Source organism: Chryseobacterium candidae (assembly GCF_004916905.1).
Lineage (GTDB): Bacteria > Bacteroidota > Bacteroidia > Flavobacteriales > Weeksellaceae > Chryseobacterium > Chryseobacterium candidae.
This window is the reverse complement of record NZ_SDLV01000011.1, coordinates 17,740-40,662: the sequence shown is the minus strand read 5'-3', so window position 1 is coordinate 40,662 and position 22,923 is coordinate 17,740. Positions and strand designations below refer to the sequence as shown.

Annotated in this window: 18 protein-coding genes and 2 tRNA genes; 4 read left to right on the top strand and 16 right to left on the bottom strand. The window is 33.9% G+C overall.

Annotated elements, in window-relative coordinates; genetic code table 11:
* Positions 1-136 precede the first annotated feature (136 nt).
* From EK417_RS06295 to EK417_RS06285, 3 genes are all read left to right on the top strand, one after another.
* Positions 137-1,138 carry a GlxA family transcriptional regulator gene (locus EK417_RS06295; protein ID WP_168801939.1) on the top strand — a complete coding sequence of 334 codons (1,002 nt, stop codon included), beginning with the start codon at positions 137-139 and terminating at the stop codon, positions 1,136-1,138.
* A 105-nt stretch (positions 1,139-1,243) separates the two neighbouring features.
* Entirely contained in the window at positions 1,244-1,870 is a 627-nt protein-coding gene (locus tag EK417_RS06290) for a DJ-1/PfpI family protein (RefSeq protein ID WP_136521644.1), read from the top strand.
* Between the two features lie 259 nt (positions 1,871-2,129).
* Positions 2,130-2,202: transfer RNA gene (locus EK417_RS06285), tRNA-Lys, on the top strand.
* A 190-nt stretch (positions 2,203-2,392) separates the two neighbouring features.
* Here the strand turns inward: EK417_RS06285 and EK417_RS20995 are convergent.
* Positions 2,393-2,554 (bottom strand): hypothetical protein, encoded by a 162-nt coding sequence (locus EK417_RS20995; protein WP_156106559.1) that lies wholly within the window; start codon positions 2,552-2,554, stop codon positions 2,393-2,395.
* 324 nt (positions 2,555-2,878) lie between these two features.
* On the opposite strand from EK417_RS20995, the gene EK417_RS06280 reads away from it, so the two are divergent.
* Positions 2,879-2,951, top strand: a tRNA-Lys gene (locus tag EK417_RS06280).
* Positions 2,952-3,204: 253 nt separating this feature from the next.
* On the opposite strand, the gene EK417_RS06275 is transcribed toward EK417_RS06280, so the two are convergent.
* The 15 genes from EK417_RS06275 to EK417_RS06205 form a co-directional block, all read right to left on the bottom strand.
* The gene (locus tag EK417_RS06275; protein ID WP_110368210.1) at positions 3,205-4,272 is read right to left on the bottom strand and encodes a glycosyltransferase family 4 protein; all 1,068 of its coding nucleotides are present in this window, start codon (positions 4,270-4,272) and stop codon (positions 3,205-3,207) included.
* 11 nt (positions 4,273-4,283) lie between these two features.
* Positions 4,284-5,504, bottom strand: coding sequence for a DUF1972 domain-containing protein (locus EK417_RS06270; RefSeq protein WP_228457895.1), 1,221 nt, complete (start codon positions 5,502-5,504; stop codon positions 4,284-4,286).
* Between the two features lie 127 nt (positions 5,505-5,631).
* Complete coding sequence (locus EK417_RS06265; RefSeq protein WP_110368208.1) at positions 5,632-6,708, bottom strand: glycosyltransferase family 4 protein; 1,077 nt, start codon at positions 6,706-6,708, stop codon at positions 5,632-5,634.
* Between the two features lies 1 nt (position 6,709).
* Positions 6,710-7,945 (bottom strand): glycosyltransferase family 4 protein, encoded by a 1,236-nt coding sequence (locus EK417_RS06260; protein ID WP_110368207.1) that lies wholly within the window; start codon positions 7,943-7,945, stop codon positions 6,710-6,712.
* The gene (locus EK417_RS06255) at positions 7,890-8,633 is read right to left on the bottom strand and encodes an acyltransferase (protein WP_110368206.1); all 744 of its coding nucleotides are present in this window, start codon (positions 8,631-8,633) and stop codon (positions 7,890-7,892) included. Before EK417_RS06255 ends, EK417_RS06260 begins: the two co-directional genes overlap by 56 nt.
* On the bottom strand, positions 8,630-10,939 hold the full coding sequence (locus tag EK417_RS06250) for a hypothetical protein (protein WP_136521642.1): 2,310 nt from the start codon (positions 10,937-10,939) through the stop codon (positions 8,630-8,632). Before EK417_RS06250 ends, EK417_RS06255 begins: the two co-directional genes overlap by 4 nt.
* Before the next feature lie 118 nt (positions 10,940-11,057).
* Complete coding sequence (locus EK417_RS06245; RefSeq protein ID WP_136521641.1) at positions 11,058-12,362, bottom strand: O-antigen ligase family protein; 1,305 nt, start codon at positions 12,360-12,362, stop codon at positions 11,058-11,060.
* A 1-nt stretch (position 12,363) separates the two neighbouring features.
* Positions 12,364-13,479, bottom strand: a complete 1,116-nt coding sequence (locus tag EK417_RS06240; protein ID WP_136521640.1) for a glycosyltransferase family 4 protein — start codon at positions 13,477-13,479, stop codon at positions 12,364-12,366.
* Positions 13,470-14,696: a lipopolysaccharide biosynthesis protein gene (locus tag EK417_RS06235; RefSeq protein ID WP_136521639.1), complete on the bottom strand. Its 1,227-nt coding sequence runs from the start codon at positions 14,694-14,696 to the stop codon at positions 13,470-13,472. Before EK417_RS06235 ends, EK417_RS06240 begins: the two co-directional genes overlap by 10 nt.
* The gene (locus EK417_RS06230; protein WP_076594399.1) at positions 14,693-16,840 is read right to left on the bottom strand and encodes a GumC family protein; all 2,148 of its coding nucleotides are present in this window, start codon (positions 16,838-16,840) and stop codon (positions 14,693-14,695) included. The genes EK417_RS06235 and EK417_RS06230 overlap by 4 nt, the downstream gene beginning before the upstream one ends.
* Positions 16,841-16,850: 10 nt before the next feature.
* Positions 16,851-17,582, bottom strand: a complete 732-nt coding sequence (locus tag EK417_RS06225; protein WP_076594400.1) for a polysaccharide biosynthesis/export family protein — start codon at positions 17,580-17,582, stop codon at positions 16,851-16,853.
* Between the two features lie 6 nt (positions 17,583-17,588).
* A complete protein-coding gene (locus EK417_RS06220) occupies positions 17,589-18,029 on the bottom strand; it encodes a response regulator (protein WP_076594401.1) in 441 nt (146 codons plus the stop codon).
* A gap of 116 nt (positions 18,030-18,145) precedes the next feature.
* On the bottom strand, positions 18,146-20,413 hold the full coding sequence (locus EK417_RS06215; protein ID WP_136521638.1) for a PAS domain-containing hybrid sensor histidine kinase/response regulator: 2,268 nt from the start codon (positions 20,411-20,413) through the stop codon (positions 18,146-18,148).
* Between the two features lie 2 nt (positions 20,414-20,415).
* Positions 20,416-21,552 carry an FIST signal transduction protein gene (locus EK417_RS06210; protein ID WP_076594403.1) on the bottom strand — a complete coding sequence of 379 codons (1,137 nt, stop codon included), beginning with the start codon at positions 21,550-21,552 and terminating at the stop codon, positions 20,416-20,418.
* Complete coding sequence (locus EK417_RS06205; RefSeq protein ID WP_136521637.1) at positions 21,553-22,902, bottom strand: sigma-54-dependent transcriptional regulator; 1,350 nt, start codon at positions 22,900-22,902, stop codon at positions 21,553-21,555. It lies immediately after the preceding gene.
* Positions 22,903-22,923: the final 21 nt, after the last annotated feature.

Here is a 22,923-nt window from a genome sequence, read left to right as displayed (position 1 = left end):
TGCTGAGACTGTCTGATAGGGCAGTCTCTTTTATTTTGTTCGAAAATGGATGTGCACTTCTGGCCGGAATTGTATGTTTTTTGTCATTGCAGACAAGATACTTTCTCTCTACATTTGTACTCATACAGAACGAGATATGAAGAAAGAAGGACAACACACAGGAATGAAAAATATAGTACTTCTGGCCTTGCCACAGGTACAGCTGCTTGATATCGCCGGGCCATGGGACGTTTTTACAGCAGCCAACCGTTTTCTGAATATTGATCAAAAAGATATAGGCTATCATGTGTATCTCGTTTCCGGAACTTCAGAGAAGGTTATCTATTCCGGTTCAGGAATGCCATTATCATGCAGCCATACTATTTATGATGTCGATTTCCCTGTAGACACTTTACTTGTAGCAGGGACAACGTTGAGTGTACTGGAGGAAATCAGCCACGATCTCTATTATTATCTTCAGAACATAAAATCAGACGTAAGACGGCTGGGATCTTTTTGCGTAGGCGCATTTGTTCTGGCCAAAGCAGGGCTGTTGGATGGTAAGCAGGTGACTACCCACTGGAAATTTGCAGATACACTGCAGAAATTTTATCCCAGGCTGGAAGTGAATGTCAATCCTTTTTTTATTCGGGATAAGCCTATCTATACTTCGGGAGGTGTTTCTTCCGGGATGGATCTTGCGTTGGCTCTTTTGGAAGGGGATTTTGGAAAGCCATTGGCCATAGAAGTTGCCCGTCATCTTGTTCTGCCTTTAAAAAGAGCCGGAATGCAGTCGCAGTTTGGAGGTGCGCTGCCGGAATATGAAATAATGTCTCCTTTTACAAAAGAAGTGCGTGACTTTTTGAAAGATAAGCTGAATGAAGCTGTAACAGTAGAATATATTGCTGAGTCACTGAACATGAGCCCCCGTAATTTTTCCAGAGTATTTCGAAAAGAATCAGGAATGACTCCCGGCCGGTTTCTGGAAAAAATGAGGCTGGATCAGGCTAAAAATATGCTGGAATATACTGACATGAGTGTTGATATGATTGCCGTTAAATGTGGATTTAGCAATGCCGTTTCGCTTCGCCGGGTATTCCTTAAAAATATTTCCCTTTCTCCGGCGCAATACCGGAAAGGATTTAAAACTACAGAATAATATTTTTCTCTTAAGGATTTAAAATGAAACCAATCATCTTCAAAGGTCGGTAGGGAAGGACAATGCCTTTATCCAAAAAATAATCATCTTAAAAATATAAGAATTATGAAACAAGACACTAAAACAATGAATGTAGCATTTTTAATTTATGATCAGGTAGAAGCTCTTGACTTAAATGCTCCTTTGGATGTTTTCGTTAAGGCGGATGCTATACATCCCAACTCTTATCATTGCTTTACAGTTGGAAAAATAAAAGAACCGATATATATGGAAGCCAATACGATGGCTGTTATTCCTACCTACGATATCCATACATGTCCTAAGCCGGATATGATTGTGGTTCCCGGAGCAAATCCTGAACACATTACGAAGTATCTTGAGGATAAGGATTTTCAGGAAACCGTTTTACAATGGATTAAAACGCATTATGATAGCGGAACTGTTGTGTTCACAATATGTACAGGAAGTATGCTGCTTTCCGGGACAGGAATCCTTGAAAACCACGATGTTACAACCCATAGAATGCTTTTAGATACTTTAGAACAGTATAATCCGGAAGCAAATGTGATCAGAAATGTTCGTTATGTGGATCAGGAACAGTTGATAACTACTGCTGGAATTACCGCTGGAATTGACGCTGCTCTTTACATGGTTGGAAAACATCATGGTCAGGAAATAATGGATAAGGTTATTCATATTTTTGAATATCAGAATAAGAAATCTGAAAGTTAAGTTTAAAAGAAAAATAGAGAGATTTTAAAATTTTCGTGAATTGTAAAAATCGGTTAAAATTTTATTTTTAATTAAAGAACTGCAGATTCTGAAATTGTCATTAAAAAAATAATAAACGTAATTAATTTATAAACAGGTGTTTGACTTTTTTGATGTGAATTTTATTGTAAAAAAGCTTAGAAAAATTTGGATTTAAGAAGTGTTTTCCTATCTTTGCAGTCCCTTAAACAAAGGGATTTACTTAAAAAAGTAAGTGGCCGACTCGGTAGCTCAGCTGGTAGAGCAATACACTTTTAATGTATGGGTCCTGGGTTCGAATCCCAGCCGGGTCACAATTCAAAAGATGTGAAAATGAAAATTTTCAAAAACATCAGAAAAGAATAAAAAACCTGCAAATTATTTTTGCAGGTTTTTTATTTATAGGATAACTATAATGTTTCAAAATGGCTGATAATTACAAATTTTCATTACAGACCAGTTTAATTGTACTTGTTCTATTGCAGTTGAAATTTAGCAATATCTTTACTCTTCATTTTTCGGTTTAAAGTTTCTTCCGACTCCCTGACGGAGAAATGTAATTTTTCCCTGTACTTTTTTCGCTTTTTCAAGGACCTCCAATGCTTTTGTTCGCTCGTTAATTTTGCCAGCATGTGTTATATTATCCTGACGCTCATTTTTTTTCATATGTTAATATAGTAAATTTATTTGAAAAAAACAAATTATTGATTTTAAGATTGTTTTAAATTTAAGAAAATAAGATTGTTGTAGTAATAGAGCAGGAGAAACAAGAGATTCGTGAACTGCTCATTTTTTCATTGGAAGCTTTTTTGTTCATTGTTGAAGTTTAATTAACAGACCTGCTCCGGAGCACGAAATTTTTGTCTCTGATTTTGTAAATGTTAGCAGAATTCAGTACGTAAAATGTTGCGGAAGTATTGTAAATAAAGAAAAAGTTTCTATCTTTGCAGTCCCTTAAACAAAGGGATTTACTTAAAAAAGTAAGTGGCCGACTCGGTAGCTCAGCTGGTAGAGCAATACACTTTTAATGTATGGGTCCTGGGTTCGAATCCCAGCCGGGTCACTAGTAGCAAATTATAATGCTGTCTGTACAAATTCATACAATTTAGCCACATCATATTTCCATATCTCTTGCACTGGAAGTTCGGATGGTGTTTTTAATCTTCCTTCAGTAATAGGTGGGATTAAAATAATACAAACTTTAACATTACCATAAATTCCACAGCTCCTGAAAATTTATACAAGAGGTTCTAAAAAATGATAGTAAATATCTTTATGATGGATACCTTATGAAAATATAAATAACGAAAACAACCTTAGCTGTATTCCAAATCTTTTATCTTCTTTTTCCATATAGTAAAAAGATTCATGCTCTTGATAATTTTGAAAGCTAATATAAATGTACAAAATGAAATAAGTGAAGAATAAATAGGATAACTTTTAAAAAAAATATATTGAATAACAAATGTTAGAATATTAATTAAAATAAAAGTGACACTTATTTTTTTATGGGAAAAGCCCAATAAAAGCAGATGGTGATGAATATGTGTCTTATCCGCTTTAAATGGTGATTTCCCTCTTGATACTCTATCAATGTATACTCGTATAGAATCAATTACAGGAATAGCAAATACAAAAAGTATAAAAAATACACCATAAGGAAATGTTGTTGTATTGTTATCAAACTTTGTGATATAAATTCCCAGACATATCAGCAGATATCCTAAAAATAAAGAACCTGAATTCCCTAAGAAAATTTTATTTTTCTGAGAAAGATTATATTTCAGGAAAGCTATAATACTTCCGACAAAAAGTATGGCTATTCTTGCCAGTCCTAAGTTGCCTTCTATTAACATGATAATAAAAAACAGAAAGAATCCTACTCCTGCTACACTGCCTGCCAGTCCATCCACACCGTCTATAAGATTAAAAGCATTAACTGCTGTTACAATAACCAGAATGGTAAGCAGATATTGGAAGTATGTGCTGATTTCGTAGATCCCAAAGAGTCCGTACAAAGATGAAATTCTTATTCCGGAAATTGCTATAATAATGCTTACACAAATTTGAATGATTAGTTTGTGAACTGCTTTAATATCAGTTTTGTCATCTAAGACTCCTACAATAAGTAATATATAAGATGTTACAATAATGGGAAGTATTGTTTTCCATCCATTGTCTCCGGAAATTTCAATTAATGGTAAAATAATCATTCCAATAGCCAAACCTCCAATTAATGGAATAGGAGTATAATGTACTTTTCTTGTATTGGGAACATCTACCAATCTGAATTTTTGCGCCATGATTCTCATTATGGGAATTATACAAATTGATAAAACGAATGCAAGAACTCCCGATATTAATAATTCAATAAAATTTTTCATAGTATTTTGTTTTAAGCTGTTTCACTGGAATTATTGAATAACTGGATGTTTTTCAGATGTTCTAAGTTGTACTTCTCAAGGATTTTTTTCTCCAGGTTACCAATTGCGGGATATACTTTTGTCTTGTTTTTTGCAGCAAATGCTTCTTCAATAAGATTGTGGTATTTCCTTGCGATCTTTTTCCAGGTATATCTCCGTTCTGCTATTCTTTTCATACTGATGGCACAGTTTTGAAGGTCTTCTTTCTTCAGTTGTGCTACAATTTTTTTCAGCTCTTCTGCATTTGAAAAATAGTAAGCCTGATTTTCTGTAGTGGTTCTGTTATAGGAAACACCGTTGCTGATAATAGGCAGTCCTAAAAACATGGCTTCTACTAAAGAAGGATTGGTACCACCAGCAGAATGGCCGTGAACATAAAGGGAAGCATTTCCTCGAATAAGATCTATGATTTCCTGTTCATAAATTGGGTCTAAGAGATAAATATTCTCAAAATCTGAATATTGCCGTTTCAATTCTATCCCATACTGACTGTTGTTCCAGTTACCCACCATTACCAGTTTACGTTCAGGAAATTCGCTGAACACCTCTAGAATAGTATGAACGTGATTCTCAGGCTCTATCCTGCATACTTTTACGGCATATTCATCCTGTAAAAAGGGATATTCTTCAATATTTTCGGGGGTAGGCATCAGGTTTATTTTTGTGTGGTCTGCACCGTATTCTATGACCCGGCTTATGGTATTGTATCTTAAAGAAGTGTAATCCTGAATAGACTCGTTATCAGAAATATCAATATCAGAAAATTTTACAGCAAGTTTTTCTGCCCACCATAAATATAATTTTGCAGGTAAGGACCACTTATCTCTTTTCCATTCAATTCCATCTATAGAAATAATGACTTTTTTATTGGTAAACAGCTTTACAAAGGGCAGCAGCCATGCTCCTGCTACTCCCAAAATCAATAAAACATCACTAAAAAATAAAGAATGAATAATAGACCATGTATCATAAAGAATACTTTGAATTCCATTGGCATCTAAAGGGATATATTTCAGATGTGCTCCTTTCCAGCTTTTATACCTTTCTTTTCCAGAATATTTTTTTGACGAACAGTATACTGTAAAATCATACGTATTCGAAAGTTCTTCAACAAGATGAGCCGCCAAAGTTTCAAAGCCTCCATACTTTGCGGGTAAACCCACAGTTCCGATTATTGCTACTTTTGTTTTCATAATTATTTATATTTAAAAATAGTATAACTATTCATGTTCCAAAAGTAAATCGGTATTTAATTGTCTGATAATTAAATTTTTATAATTTTAAATAGGTTATGCGTAATTCCAGAAAATGGAAAATTTATTATAAACTGGAAATAATATTGATTGACTCTTTCTCAAAATATTCCTCTGAGAACATTAGACTTTTAGCATAAGATGCATTACTGAAAGATTGATAGACCATTTTATTTTCCAATATATAGTTTATTTTTTCAGATAGTTCATCTATATTTTTAGAATTAATCCAAAAACCATTTTCACCATTGGTCACAAGCTCTGTAACTCCCCCAATGGGCGGAACAATAGCAGGAAGTCTATATCGCATTCCTTCCAGAATAGTCAGCCCAAAAGTTTCAACCCACAGATCAGTATGAGACAGATTAACAATGAGACTGGCTTCACGGTAAAAAGGGTGTGTATTGGTTTGGGTAGAGTAGATTTTTAAATTTTCCGGTATTTTTCTCATTCCGAAATAATCCTTAATTTCCTTGTCAGAAGCATTGACAACCAGTTTGAAAATATAATGGGCATTTTTCTGAGCCAGCTGCAAAAATTCATTTACTCCTTTATAAATTTTCAAAGAACATATCATTAAAACTATAGGAACTGTCTTCTCCTGGTTTTGAAATTGATTTGCTTTTTCAACAAAATCTTTTTCCAATACATTGTAAAGAAGAACCTGATTTTTGATAAGGGATTCCTGTTTCATAAGAAATTCTGAAACATAAACAACTTTATGAGCGGTAAATTTTGCTATTCCAAAAAGTAAATTCTTAAAGATAGCAGGCTTGATTGAAGTTTCGTGGATATGATAGATTACTTTGCAGCCTTTTATTTTTCCGGCAACAGCCGCTCCAAAAGGCAGAACAGTATTGATATAGAGAATATCCTTTCTATTCAGAAAAAACAATAGCTTTATCATTAATAGGAACTGACAGACAAAGAAATTATATATTCTTATGATAGGATTGGACGAAAAACGATACCAAAAAGAATGATTTTTCACTTGAGAAATATCAGAAAGAAAGCCTTTTCTTCCGCCTGAAGTAAACAGGTGGGTTTCAATACCGTGTTGGGTCCAGGTTTTTAATAACTGCATCAATACCTTTGGACTTCCGCTGTAGTCATTTAATAAATGGATGGCAACAATTCTCTTCATTTCAGATCTGATTATAAATTGTATTAAGATGTTCACCTCTTTTTTCCCAGGAAAATTTTTCCAGATAATGATTTCTGGCTCCAATACTCATTTCTTTCTGCAGCTTTTCGTCCAGAAACAATCTGAGTAATGCGTTACTTAATCCGTCTATAGTTTGGTTATATTCCTGCTGGGGAATGGTAAAACCACAGGTATGATGAATAAACTCTCCCGGACCTTCATTTTCGAGGCATATCACAGGTAACCCGAAAGAAAGTGCTTCCGGAACTACCATCCCTGCTCCTTCATGTGATGGAAATAAAAATACGGATGACTGTTCATAGATTTTCATAAGTTCTTTTCTGTCAATCCATTCCCTGATTTCAATGAATTTATTCATTTCAAGACTGCTGATAAGGGTCTGGTAAAATTTTTTCTGTTCACCTGTTCCAATAAGAGTAAGCTTGCATAATGCTTTATCCTTTTCGGAAATCTGATCAATGAATTGGGCAAAAGATCTTATTGTTAAGTCAAATCCTTTTAACGGAACAAACCTTCCTGCACTGATCACCTTAAATTCTGATTTTGGAAGTAGTTCTTTTTTTGGGAAAAAGTCTTCTGATGCAACTGAAGGATAGATTGAATATTTCTTTTTATTAATCTTTAGTTTTTCGGGAACTTTACTATTCATACACCATATATGATCTGAATGCTCAACTGTATTTTTCAACGATACTGAAAACTTCCAGAAACAATTTTTAATCAGCCAGATAAGACGGTCTTTACTAAAGTATTTTATTGAATAGTCTTTGAGATATTGTTTTGGAATCAGGGGATGATGTCCTACCGGTCCCCAAACCATAGGTTTATGAAGTTTCCATAAAAAGCTAGGAGTCCAGTCATTATGAAAATTGACATTATGAGCAATATCAAAATCCAGTTTTTGTTTTTTGATGAAAGAAACAACGTTCTTCTGCCACAGATAATAATAAAGCATAGCTCCGAAGTTTCCTTTTTTCCAGAAACGCATCCAGTAGGGAAGATCAAAATATAGGAATTGGATATTCATATATACAGGATCAGGATTTTCTGCCATATATTTTTCAATATGGATTTTATTATTTTCCCTTGTAATGGCGATCACTTTTCGGAATCTGGCAATCTGATATACAAAATTCCAGCCCATGGCATCTTCCGAACCTTTAAATGGATTTACGGCATAGCAGGTCGCCAGTATAGTCTGATTGATAGTCATCATAAGTTCTCATTTTTATTAGTTTTGCAGGTACACCTCCTATAATACTGTTGTCTGGAAATGATTTTGTAATAACACTTCCTGCGGCTAAAATACAGCCGGAGCCAATTTCTACGCTGTCCAAAATTGTAACTTTACTTCCAATCCAACAGTTTTTGCCTATTTTAATGCCTTTTCGGTTTACTCCCTGATGGCGTATGGAAATATCAGGATCTTGATAATTGTGATTTTCCGGATGGCAGCTGAGGTATTGTCCTATAATACAGTCATCACCAATTTCAAGACCTCCGGAACCGCCCAGATAAGCAAATTCTCCAATACCCACATTATTTCCTATCTTTATTTTTTCTCCGATATTATTCAATGAGGTAGAAACTATAATTCTGCTGAAAGCCCCTATAGAAACATTATTTCCGAATTCTATTCCTTGTTTGGCCAGTGCAGAAATGTAAACATCATTTCCCAGCCTCAGAAATTTTCCCCATTGTATTTTTGAAATATTGAAGAGTCCTACACGTTTTCCCAAAAGCATTCCTTTCGGATTTCTTAAAAAGAATATCATCTTTAGTCCTCTGAACAGGCTCCAGAACTGAACCCAAATCAGCTGGAATACAGCTCCGGAGTTTAATGCTTTATCTAAAGTAAAATCCGGATTTCTGAGTTTAATGATTTTTTCAACAATTGTTTTCATTTTGCAGCAGTTATAGTGTTCATTATAGTGCTTAAAGTGGTGTCCAAATCATTATTTTCAATGGAAAGATATTTGATCTTAGGATCTTTTTTTTCCAGTTTTGAAAATAATCTGCCATATGATGCCGTCAGATCACATATTGAGTGATAGGAGAGTTCTTTTTTTCTGTCAAGAATTTTTTCCGGGTCAGCATAAAGGAAAAAATTGAATTTGGGCTTTAACAGCAGGTGGTATCCGTTTTCTGTGATACCTTCCGGAAGTTTGATATTGCTTCTTTTGCTATCTGCAATAAAATCAAAATAATATCTATCATACAATACAATTTTTCCTCTTAATACATATTTCAGATAAATAATAAATTGCCCGATGATATAATCTGTATAGTAATATGTAAATCTTAGCAATGAGGAGAAAAAATGATCATTTTTGCCCTGTCTTGGCAGAGAATTTACAATGTCCTGATGCGCTTTTTCTTTTCCTTTCGTAAATACACTCAATATCGGAAGGAGAGAAGGTCTGTGTCTGAGAACTTTTACAGGTCTTCGGTAACGTTTTTCAATAAGCTCTGAAACTTCAGAAATAACTGTTGATTTTCCAACACCATCTACACCGCTGAAAGTAATAATGAATCCTTTTTCTGAAAAAAAATCTTTAAAGTAGCAGCAGAGATTCTTAAGGAATAAAAATCCTCTGTTAGATCTTTTCCTTTTCATCATTGTAATACATTCTGTTTTACTTTTTCTCATTTTTTCTGAGGTATTCTCATATACGAAATTTTTATATGCATCAGGAATTTCACTATTATTAAGAGTATAAAAATAATAGATGTATTTTGCAGTATCCTGGGGGGATGATATTTTAACTCCATACCTGTTCATTTCTGCATGGTTTATCATTCCATTTGTTTCCATATACTCAAGACTTTTCCATTTTAGCTGGTAAATAAGGTCCAGATTAAGAATCTGAAGATCATGAGTTATAAGTCTTATTTTGTACATGAATGATTTTTTTACTATTTTCATTCTGTTGACCAGGCTGTTCTGTTTTAGAAATAAAGCCATTTTTGAAGCATCATTGCAGGAGATAACGATATCAATATCAGAGTTCAGAGGGAGATTTTCAGGTTCTTTATCATGAAATTTGAGAGTTGCATATTTCTCATGATACAGATAATCAAAAATATCCATAATAAGAAGCTCTCTTTTAGTTTTGATTTCAGTAAGATACATATTCAAAGCTTCTGACCATACTTTTAAAAGCCAATGAACCTGAAGATGCCATTGCTCTTGTTCAGAATACAGTTTCAGGTAATAAAGTACATTGGTAAGCAGATAGAATTTAAGATACTTTTTAAGATCATTGTCATCAAAATTAAATGCAATTTTATTATGTTTCCTGATCTGGACCAAGATTTCTTTCCAGGGAATATGCTGTACCAGTATACCGTTCTGTATAATAAAGTGAAAGAAATCAAACCCTTTGGGCTTTTCAAATGAAGCTAGTTCCCAATCATATATTCCAAGTATATCGTCTTTTACAAAGCAGTTCCAGGGAGTAAAATCGCCATGAGAAAAGGATAAGTGTATCATTTCATCTTTATCAATATTTTCCAGAATTATTTTCAATTTTCGTGTCAGATTGGGAGGAATCCGGTTATCATCAATGGTGCTAAAGTTTTCTATCAATGTGTCAAAATGCTTCCAATTGGAAATTTTAATCATAGTCTGATGTTTTTCTTTGATTCCATGAAGAGCTTTAGCATGAACTTCACTGAATTTTTTTTGCCTCTTTCCATTATTTGAAATATCAGAAAGTTTTAGTACACAATCATTAATTAAATATGCAGAAGGTGCTGAATAAAATGTGTTGATTCCGGAGTAGGTAATGATTTTATATTCTTTGTTGATGAGATTTTTTGCATTTTTTGTTGAAGCAATTTTGAAGAAGCAATTGTCTGCAAATAAAACGGCTTTGTTGTTAGGCCCTTGAGTTCCGGTAAATATGGCCCAGTCATTCATGATGTCAAATAAAGGGTTTTCTTCTGAAGTATAATATAAAGTCTCTTTTTTGAATAATAGTCTCTGCAGACGCAGAAAGAATATCATACGTACAACGAAAGCAAATAATTTTCCTTTAATTGTTGTTATATTATAAAACTTTAGGAATAGAGGCTTTTTTGATCCGGAATTCCAAAACCATCGTACACTTCCATCCTGGTTGGGAATATAAGAAAACGAGATTCTTTTACTTCCTGACTGCTGTTTTAAATACAGCTTGTATCCTGTGTTTTTAAATAAGTTTCTCATGATGTACCATTTTATATTAACAAAGGATATAAACATCTTGCCATTTATACAAATGATTGATAATGAGTTGTTTGTGGTGTTTTAGATAAATTGGGCTTTCCAGAAAATGGAAAAAAAACTAGAGAATGGAATTTTCTTCTATGAGATCCGGCCTTTTTCTCTTAAGAACAATTTTTTGCAGCCGGGTAAGATAGCTACTGTTTTTGAGGGTCACTGAAAAGATAATAATTTGGTAAAATAAAATTCCGTAGTTGCTTTCTCCAAATATTCCAAACTCAGTAAAAGAGTTGATTATGATGGGAATTAGAATTCCAATGAGCATAAGCTTCGTTTCTTTTGGTTGCGACAGTATTGATTTCAGGGTAAAAAATACCTGAAAAAGAACAATGGTGAGCCCGATAAAACCAAGGTTCATAAGAACCTGCATAAATGTGTTATGGGTCATTTTTCCCGGATAGGTGTGGGCACTCTGAAAAAACTCTTTATAGTCTATTCTCATAAATCCAAAGCCTAAAAGGGGTTCTCTTGGCAATCCTTCATTAATCAGAGCTTTCCAGAAAGGAAGTCTCCCTGTAAGGCTCATCACTTCCTCCAGACGAGATTGGTCTCCGCCTTTTAAGATTATGCTGTAAACAGCAAAAGGTGTAATTGCAGCCACCACCCCAATGATAGCAAATTTTAATGTCTTTTTTTTAGTCTGATTAATATGAAAAAAGATAATGAGTAGGATTCCGATCAGAGAAGATCTTGAGCCGGTCATATAAAGGGCATACATAATGACCAGTATTTTTATAATTGTCCAGGCTTTATTTTTGAAGCGGTAAAGGTCAAAGATAAGACATGCACAGCCAACACCGGCGAGCATTCCTAGTTCATTGGGGTTCATTAATGTACCGCCAAGTCTGGCTTCTTCACCTCCGTCGGTGAGACGGAAAAAAACATCTGGTGCAATCCACATTCCGATAACAAAGACAAGCTGCAGCACAAAAACCGTGTTTCCTAAAAGATGATAAAGACGAATACTATGACCTTCAAAATACACATCCAGTATTTTTAAACTTTTTACAAAGAAGTAGGCAAAGACAAAACTCTGAAACGTCATAAACCACTGCAGGGCACTGAATCCCGGATTGGTACTCCATGAAAATGATATAAAGCCTAATGTAAGATAGGCCATGTATAGAATAGGAGAGAAGATATTTTTATAGGCTAAAGAATTGACACTTCCATAATTAATAATTTTCTGGTAGATGAGAATAGAAGAGATCATTACGCCCATTCTTCCCACTACTTTTATTCCCCGGGTGATGGCAACATTTTCACTCCAGGTAAAAAAACAAGCTACCATCAGCAGCAGGATAATAAAAAGCTGATTATTCGTTTTTTTGAGAAAGTGCTGATGTTTATGCGCTAAGGATTCCATATCATCTGTTGTAGAGTTGGGTATTCATGTCTTCAAGAATTCTGTTCCAGTCAAAAGCTTCTTCCACCATTTTTATGGCATTTTCAGACATCTTCTTATATTCATTCTGATTTTCCCATATTTCAGACATCATAATAAAAGAATTGGTAAGCAGAGCAGAATCCGGGGCAGCGATACTGATGCCGGCATTGTATTTTTCTACCAGATGTCCGATATTCGTATTTTTGGTGACAATACAGGGTTTTCCAAAATCAGCTGCTTCAATGACTGACACAGGAAGGCCTTCATTTCTGGAAGGATGTACGAAGACATGCATTTTTTTGATCAGATCATTTTTTTCTTCTCCAAACTTACTTCCTAGCAATTCTACTTTATCACTTATATGATATGATTTCAGTAGATGGATGAGCTCATTTTTCTCAGCTCCGTCTCCTACAATCCAGAGTTTGGAATGAGGTTTTTTGCTGGAAAAAGAAGCGAAACTCTCAATGAGAATATCCAGACCTTTTGTATGAATATCCAATCTGCCAACAAATCCGAAAATGATAGGTTCTTTGAGATTGCCGGAATAAAAGCCTGTATTTATTCTATCATAGCCATAGGTAATCAGAACGCTTTTTGAGGTTGGAAAAACAGAATGGAGACCTTCTATTTCACTTTCTCCTATACAATGGATTTTGGAAGCATTTTCAATGACTTTTTTCTCAAATATTTCAAAGTAGATCTTCTTTGTATATTTGCTTTTCTCCATGGCAATACTATTATATGCACCATGAGGAGTTATTACGTATCGGTAGTTATTTTTCTTCAATAATTTACTTAAAGAAGAAAATAAGGGAATCCATCCTCCATGAAAATGAAAAATTGTTGCCTGATCAGCGGCCAGAATTTCTTTTTTAAGATCATCAGGAATAGAAAAAGGATTTCTTTTTTTCTTAAAAATTCTGGTTACAAATATTCTTTCGGGATAATTGATTTCTGTATTTTCAGAAATACCCCATACTTCTACGTTCTCTTTGTTTTGTGCCTGTTTTGTAGCGATATTATACACGACTTTATTAACGCCGTTCATTTTTTCGGGATTCGCTTTTCCTAATATTAAATGTACTATGCCCATACCGAAATTTGTTTTTTGTTGAGAATTATTTTCCAATACACAATCATGATAATCTGGTTCATAGCTAAGCCAGTTACAGCACCATATAGCTGCCCGTATTTTAACAAAAAATGGAAACTCAGAACCGAAAAAATAAAGGATATACTATATCCGATAAAGAATGCCTTATTTTGTTCTAAAACTCTGATGGAAATCCGGGTTGGATAACTGTATAGAATTACAATATATAATGCTGAAACCAGCTTAATGACAAATCCATATTGATGATATTTTTCTCCTCCGAGCATAATAATCAACGATTCTGAAAAAGTGAAAAAACCAATGATTATAATGGCTAATACTGCTATTGCTTTCATCATCTTGAGAAGAAGCTCCTTTTTCTCCTGGTTTTTATTTTGATAATAAAGCTGAGCTGTTTTAGGAAGGTAATAGTTTTCAATGGTTTGTAAGATAACATTGATAATTCCGAAGAAGGACTGAACAAGCCTTAATGCTCCCAAGGCATTGATCCCTAGGTATACCCCTGCAGCAAGAGTAAAAAAATTACCCGAAAGCCATTGAAGAACAGATGCACTTAAAAGCCATTTGCCTTCGGCAAAATAATAGTGTAAAAGTGAAGTGTTTTTAAGACCGAAGTCTGCATTTTTTATAAGGTATCCTATGCCGGGAATAGATGCTGCAATGTTTACAATACCGATAATATATAAACTTTTCCATAAGGTAAGGGATGTCTCAAATCCAAGTAAAGGAAAAATAATAATAAAGACAGTATCGATAAAAAGGACAATTTTAATATGATCTATGGTCAGTAATATTTTTCTGAGAAAGTCCTGTAAAATATAGGCTGAAATAAAAACTATTAGTGCAGAAAGATTGTTTTTTAAAAATGCTATGGCAGGAATAGGGAGAAGGGTAATAAAGAAAATAATGAGGCTGAATATGGAGATCAAAACCAATGAAGCCAGAAATGCAAAGCCCAGCGATTTTTTACTGAAATTCTTTGCTGATAAAATCTGAAAAGGCTGAACAATAAAAGAGTTAGAAATACCTACCAGAAAATAGGTTATTAAAAGGATAGATGAAAATATTCCAAATTCAGAAATACTTAATTTTCTCACCAGTAAAAAGGTCAGAAGAAAATTGCTCCCGCTGAATATAAGCTGATCTGTAAAAACCAAAACAGAGGCGCTTTTAAATATTTCATGGAATCTTTTCACGATTTGTATTTGTTTATAATTCCTTTAATGGTAGTTATCAGACTAGGGTTGTATCCTTCTTTATTCAGAACAAACCAAAGATTGGACAGTTTATATTCATCTTTTAAGAGTTCAATGTTTATTATATTTTTAACGGCAGTTTTCCGGCTGTCAAGTATGAACAGGTTCTGGTCTGAAATATTCATGAAAAGTAAAGGAAGCTTGCCCTGCTTTATTGCTTGATTATTGATGACACAGATATCACATTCTTTCATTTTTTCATCGATAAGATCTCTCACTTCCCTAGCTGTCAGCCGTAGATTTTCTTCGGCAGATAAATTGATATAATGATCACCCTCTGAATTGCTTAATACACCGGCGGCATCTACCAACAAAACCTTTCTGGATTGCAGTTGTAGTGCTCTGATGATATTTTTTGCATGAAATGCATGCTGTTGTGCCTTATCATATGAAGTAATACAAATCTGCTTTTTATCCTTTATTATCTCTTTAAGCTCCATCTCCAAGACATTTTCCAGAAAATGGTGCATTATTTTTTCTTTCTTTTTGATAAATGGGGTAGTGAATGCTATCGGTATGGAACTGTTTTTTTCTATGATGGAAATATCATTTACTTTGGCTTTGGCAAAATGTACTGCGTAAATCAGAAAAATAGAAGCAACCATACTCATAATGGCAGTAACAATAATAATGATAGAACGCATTGGTGATACAGGTTCCTGTGGCAGTTCCCCTCGGGAAATAATTTTATGGAATGAGATCTTGGCAGCTTTTGCAATCTCGGCATCTATTCTTTTTTCATTCAGAAAATTATAGTTTTTTTCATAGAGATTAAATTCCCTATTCATAATGTTCAATAGCTTTTCTTTTTCAGGAAGACCAATGAAAGCACTTTCTGCAGTCTGAATATCGCGCTCTATATCATTGTATTTTATCTGTAAATTTTTCTGAGTGTTTTTTATGCTTTCGGTTTGATAATCGGTAAGGTCTTTAATTTTTGTGTCAATGATTTTTACTTTTTCATGCTCAGGAGTGTAGGTAAGTAATAATTCTTTTTTTTCTGCCTGTAGCTGTTTCATGTTTTTTACAATTTCGGTAGAAAGAAGATCGTTGAATGCTTCAAAGTTTGTAGCCAGATCAAGATAATTATCTTTTCCTTCTGTAATATAGCTGTTAAGATTTTTGATGGCATCAAGATTCATTTTGAGATTACTTTGCTGGATTTTAAGCTGGGCTATCTTTCTCAGATCCGTTTCTGTCTCTTGTGGAATATTGATAATATTTTCTTTGTTTCTGTAATTTTCAATACGGTTTTCTGTTTCGGATAATTTATTGTTAGCCTGTCCTATTTCTCCTTTTAGAAAATCAACAGTAGTATTGGCTGCCCGGTATTTATTTTCAATATAATCTTCAATATATGTTTCAGCCAGAGTATTGACCAGGAGACTTGCCTTGGCAGGTACATTGCTTTTAAAATTGATTCTGATAACCGGTACATCTTTGTCTACGGCTACAATATCAAGATTTTTATTAACTTTTTCGAGAAGCTTTTCTCTGCTTAAAAATACCAGTTCGTAATGATCAATGATTTTTGCATTAGGTTTGGAAAGCAGATATTCTTCATTTTTTGTAATCAGGATTTTTCCTCCTTCAATATTGGTGGGAATACCAAATACCCCTTTTAATTCTTTTGGGGAGTCTGAAGTAGTGAGGATATAGTTTGCAGAGGATAGGATATTTAAGGAGAATTTTTTATCAAAGTTTTTTTTGTCAGCAATTGTTGCTTCAGCTTTTATTGGAGAGTCGTTAAAAAGCTCTACTGACTGCATTTTTCCTTTGCGGTATATTTCTGTGGAAAAGGATAATTTTTTTAAAGTTTTTTCGATGAGAGAAGAGGATTTGAGAACTTCAATTTCTGTACTGATTTTGTTGGCTGATGCAAATACATCAAAGTCTTTGAAAAGATTTGCACTGGGAACTCCTTCTTGTGTATCCGCAAGTTTTAGTTTGGCCGTACTTTCATACATTGGTGTAACGTAATTAAGATATTTTTTTATGGCCAAAACAGAAATTATCATTGCAAGAACTATTATAGGCAGTCCTCTTAAAAGAGGTTTCAGGAATCGTACATTTTCGTTGTTCATGGTATAAGTTTTATAACAGACCTATTAAAATGGCAGCTGCAGAGGTAACGGTTGCAAAAGGAATAATGGTTGATATTCTTTTATCAAAATCTTTACTTTTCTTAGAGGGCACAATCACGTAATCTCCAGGATGAAGAACAATATTCTGATTGGGAACATCTTTCATTTTACTAAGGTCAATATTAGTAACCCTCACATTTTCTCCCTCCTGTCTTAAAATTTTTATTAACCTGAGGTTGGCGTACATTTCAAAACCTCCTGCTTTTGAAACCAGCTCAAGTAATGTATTCTGATCTTTATCTACCTGTATAACAGCCGGGTTTCTTACTTCACCCATTACCGTTATTTCTTTATTAAGGACTTTGACATCGATGACTGGATTTACAAGCCACTTTTTTAATCTGGTTTTAATTTCCTCTTTCAGTTCAGGAACCGATTTTCCAACGACAAAAGTGGTTCCCAGCCTGGGAATTTCAATATTGCCATTTTTATCAACCAGAAGCCATTTGCCATATACTTCGTTAGAATTATAAATTCCGTAGACTGAGCCTACGCTTAAATCATCCTGGCCCCACACAGACAGAGTAATTTTATCATCTTTCCGTATTTTGTATTCGTACTCCGGATTAAATTTGAAATCCTGCATATCTCTGGATGCCTGCTCTTCTTCCAGTACATTATATGTCTTACAAGAACTAAGCAGTAAGAGAAAGATAAATGATATGATGAGTTTTTTTGTCATAGATTATTAAAATATCATTGAGAAAAATTTGCGAAAGCCTTTTAATTTGCTTTGAGAGATTTCTTCTTTTATTTTTAAAATTTTTTCTATGGTTTTTACCATTTTTTCGCAGACATTTGTATTTTTAGTTAAATAATCAAATGCCCCGTATTTAAGTGCATTTACTGCTGTATCTATATTTTCCTGCCCGGAAACCATGATAACGTAAATATTGGGATCAAAACGTTTTATTTTTTTTAAAACTTCAAACCCGTTCAGATCTTCCATATTATAGTCTAGAAAAATAATGTCCGGCTTCTGATAAAGTTCATCAAGACAATCTTCTCCACAGCTAAAGGAGGTAATGTCTTCATAATGATGGTTTTTCAGATACTGCTGATAAACATTTGAACAAAACCTGTCATCATCTACAATAAAAAGTTTTAAATTTTGATTATTTACTTCCATTTTATTTATTTTGAAAACAATATCTCTATTTCTATACCTTTTTTGTAATTTATTGTTTGTCAGTTGTTTATGTTTATGGTTTTTTCCAGAATATGGAATAGCTTCTTGATTTTGGATTAAATAGATTGGCTTATTTCATCTTTCAATTGAGTGACCACTGTTTCAAGGGTTTCCTTTATTTTTTCAAACAAGTAAGATAATTCCGGGAATTCTTTATTTTCCTCTATGGTAAGTAATTCAAGTTGCTTTACTTCATTTTCAATAGAATTTATTCCCATGGCTTGTATACTAGGTCTTATTTTATGCATCAGTCTTCCAATTTCAACATAGTTTTTTTCATCAAATGCCTTTTTCATTATTGGAAGTGTTGTTTCAGTCTGTCCAATAAATATTAATAGCATTTTCCGCATAAAATCTTTATCACCTCTGCTGAGAACCTGTATATTTTTGAGGCTGTAGAAAGTTTCACCTGCGTCCGACATTGTCTCTATTGTTTTTTCAGGGATTTTAACGTACTTGTAAATTATTTTGAGTAAATTTTCTTCATTAAAGGGTTTGGTGATATAATCATTCATTCCCGCATTAATACAGTTATCTATTTCTGTTTTAAAAGCGTTAGCGGTAAGTGCGATCACAGGGGCTTTAATTCCAAGTTCATTCCGTAATATTTTAGTTGCTTCAATACCATCCATTTCTGGCATTTGCAAATCCATCAGAATAATGTCAAATTGTTCTCTACTTAATATTTCCAGGGCTATTTTACCATTTTCAGCTTTAACGACATTACATTCAAAATGTTTAAGAGATCTTTCTGCCACCAGCTGATTAAGTGCATTATCTTCTACCAGCAGAACTTTTGTACCTGCAATGGAAATATGTTGATTTTTCCAGGTGCTTTCTTTTAAGGCTTTTTCATCACCCCTGTCTAAAATCAGAATTATTGTAATACATGTTCCTGAGTTTTTTTCACTTTTTACATTAATTTCTCCTTTCATAAGGTGAACAAGTTCTTTGGTAATAGACATTCCAAGACCTGTACCTCCATACTTTCTTGAAATTGAACTGTCTTCCTGATTAAATTTATTGAATATATTACGTACATATTCTTCGCTCATTCCAATACCGGTATCAGTAATGGTGATCGAAATGGTTTGCTGGTTTGAAAAACTTTTCAGCACATTAGATTCAACTTTGATATGCCCTTCGTTGGTGAATTTCAAAGAATTACCAATGATATTGTATAACACCTGTTCAAGTCTTAGAGAATCTCCTTTTAAAACCGGGAAAATATCCGCAGAGAAATCTGTAATAATTTTAAGGTTTTTTTCTTCTGCTTTTGGCTTAAGAACGGAAATGACTTTTTGAATGCTGTCTTTTAAAGAAAAACTCTTGTGCTCTAAAGACATTTCTCCAGATTCAATTTTAGAAATATCGAGTATGTTATTAATAATTGATAATAAGTGCTGTGAAGCGTTATAGCTGTTTTCTACAAATTGTTTCTGTTCATCAGGGATGTCACTTCTTTTGAGCTCTCGCAGAAAACCAATGATACCGTTAAGAGGGGTTCGTATTTCATGGCTCATATTGGCAAGAAAAACCTCTTTAGCCTTGGACGCTTCCAATGCTTTTGCTTTTTCAAGTTTTAATTCTTCTTCCAATTTTTTTTGATCAGTGATATCAAGATGGATTCCTATGGAACCTAACAAATTTCCCAGATCATCATAATTGGGAGCTCCGCTTACTGCCCACCATCTTATTTCTCCTCTCTTGTTTCTTACAGGGAGCTGATATACACTGGAAATTCCTTTTTTTCTCAGTTCTATCTGTTCTTGCAAAAACCGGACGTGGTTTTCTCCGTACAAAAAGAGTGTACTTGGGTTTTTACCAATTACTTCATCCAGTTCAAACCCTGATACATTACAAAAGCTTTGGTTTGCATAGCGAATAATTTCATCATTATCTACTTCAATGAGTCCCAGGTTCATGTTAGCAATAATATTCCGATATTTTTCCTCTTGCTGCTTTATATAATCTTCTGCTCTTTTTCTTTTCCTTAGCTGTTCAGAAAGATACAGTGACAGTTCTTTAAGATCTTCCGATTTTTTTATTTCAATATCAGAATCAATAATTTTTAATGATTCATAGAGGTTGCTGATAGATTCATGTTTAAGTGTATTTTCATTTTTAAGATTTTGATACAGCTCCTGATATTCTTCTTCACTTTGTTTGAAAGCGTAGTCCATAAGTTCTTTATCCCTTTCAAATGATTTGTAAGATTCATTAACTGCATGAATAAAACGTTTAAATTGCGGATGATTTTTGCAGTCTTCCGTAAGATATTTATTGATCTGTCTCTCGAGTAAATTGTGAAATTTGATTTCCATAGTTATTCAATTTCATTAACTGTGGTGATGGTAATAGTCTGATTGTGCAGAGCACAGTCGCCAAACGGGCTTAAAGGAGATAGCTCTCCGTATGAGTAAAATCCCGTTAGCGCTGTATTTGATTTGAAAACATCCCGCACTATATCCACTTCTTCATAAACTCTGTCTCCCAATACCATTTTTCTTCCTACACAGCTTATAATGATTCCCAGTTTAGGGCTATGTGTATTCATTTTAAGACATTGATGGGCTGCATCATTAGCTGCATCAATTAGTCTGTCCATGTTGGCTTTCATAAACCTTACTTTACTTCCTTCCGGCAGGTCTCCTGCAAAAATCATCGTGTTATCTTTAATGGAGAGAATTGTTCTCACTACTGATAAAGAGTCCTGGTATAAGGTGAGAGATAATGGAAAAAGAAGGGCAGAGCCGGGAAGTTCTTCAGCGTATCTTCCCAAATATTTTTTATAAAGATCCAATGCATTTTTATTATCAATTTCATAAAGAATATTATCATGTGACTTGGTGACCACTCTTTCAAGCCCAAAGCTTTCCCAGCCGCCAATTGAAGAATGAGATAATTCCAGGTTCGCTCCATAAAATCCAATGGCCAGAATCTTATTAGGTTTCGGAACCTGGTTGAGTCCTACTACAGTTTTTTCAAATTTATCCCCATCCCCGGCCAGACCGCCTGAAATTAAAACTTCTTGGGGCCTACTGGCATTAAGTCCGCGAACTAATTGACTGCCGTTAACCTTACTGCCGTCAGATAAAATAAAAACCCATTTAAGATCTTCAGAAGGAAGGTTTTCAATTAATTTTTTTCCTGCATCATAGCTGCAGGAAAAATCTTCAATATCAATCTGTGAAGTCTTTATGTAAGATGTTGAAAAACTGATTATAGTTAAAGCTACCGTATCATCATACACTTCATTACAGAAAATTTCTCCCGAAGAAGAAGACAGGGCTATCTCTGCATTAGGAAACGTTTCCTTTAAAAGAAGATAAAAGCTATCCTCTTCAATAATACTTCTGGCTCCATATCCTATAATGATTTGAGCTTCCTCGTAGTTAAGCTTTTCATCATTTCTTTCTGATTTGAATGCTCCGTCTGTAAAAAGTAATTTAGCAACTTTCATCTAACTATTTTCAATTTCAAGGTTATTAATAAGATTATATATAGTTGATTTGCCTATATCTAATAGTTTTGCGGTTTTAATGACATCATTATTATTATTTTTCAGAAAATGTAAAATGATATCGGTAGTATATTGTTTTAGTGTTTTTTGTTCATTGAGAAAAGATTCTGAGTTTTTTTCCAGATTAAAGAAATTAATATCTTCTGCTGTTATTTCGTGATTATCAGACATAACACAAGCCAGATCAACAACAGACTTTAATTCTCTTACATTTCCCGGAAAATGATAAGCTAAAAGTTTTTTCCTTGCATCCGAAGATAAAGACAAAGGTTTAACCTTGTTTTCTTTTGCGAAAAGCTCTATAAAATGTTTGGCCAAAATCAAAATATCCTGATCCCTTTCCCGTAAAGGAGGAAGTTCAATAGGAAGACCAATAATCCGGTAATAGAGATCTTCCCGGAAGTTGCCTTTTTTGACTTCCTGTACAAGATTTTTGTGCGTAGCTGTAATAATCCTGACATTGAGTTCAATTTTTTGCTTTCCGCCTACTCTTGTGATTTCTCTTTCCTGTAGGGCACGTAGTAATTTACTTTGAATATTAAGATCCAGTTCTGCAATTTCATCTAAAAAAATAGTTCCTCCATTAGCCTGCTCAAACTTTCCGATGGCTCTTTCTGTAGCCCCTGTAAAAGCACCTTTTTCATGGCCAAAAAACTCACTTTCCACTAATTCTTTAGGAATAGCAGCCATGTTTACCGCAATAAAAGGTTTGTTTTTTCTTGATGAATTATAATGGATTGCCTTAGCAACAACTTCTTTACCAGTACCTGTTTCACCGGTAATGGAAACATTGATGTTGGACGTAAGTGCTTTATTAATTTTAGAAAATATTTTTTTTATGGAATCGCTTTGCCCAATAATTGTTTTTTCAAACGTATATTTTTTTTCGAGCTCATCTTTAAGGTCTTCAACCTCCTGCTTTAGGTTGATGTTTTCTTTCAATCTCATGATAGAATTCCACAAAAGTTCTTTGGTATGCTCGTTTTTTACAATATAATCTTTTGCTCCCTGCTTTAGAAAATTGATGGCAACTTCAATATTTTCCTGTCCGCTTATAACAATAATCGGAAGTTCAGGATATAGGTTTTTAATCTGTTTAAAAAGTTCATCCCCCTGAATGTCTGGTAATCCAAAATCAATACATATGATATCAGGATTATGGTAAAGATTGGAAAGACAGTCTTTTGCATTGCTGAATAGCAGAACTTCATAATCAGGATTTAGTTGGAGATGATACTTTAACATTTCTCCTATGAAAATATCATCGTCAACTATAAATATTTTACACATTTGCGCAGGTTTTAGTTTTTA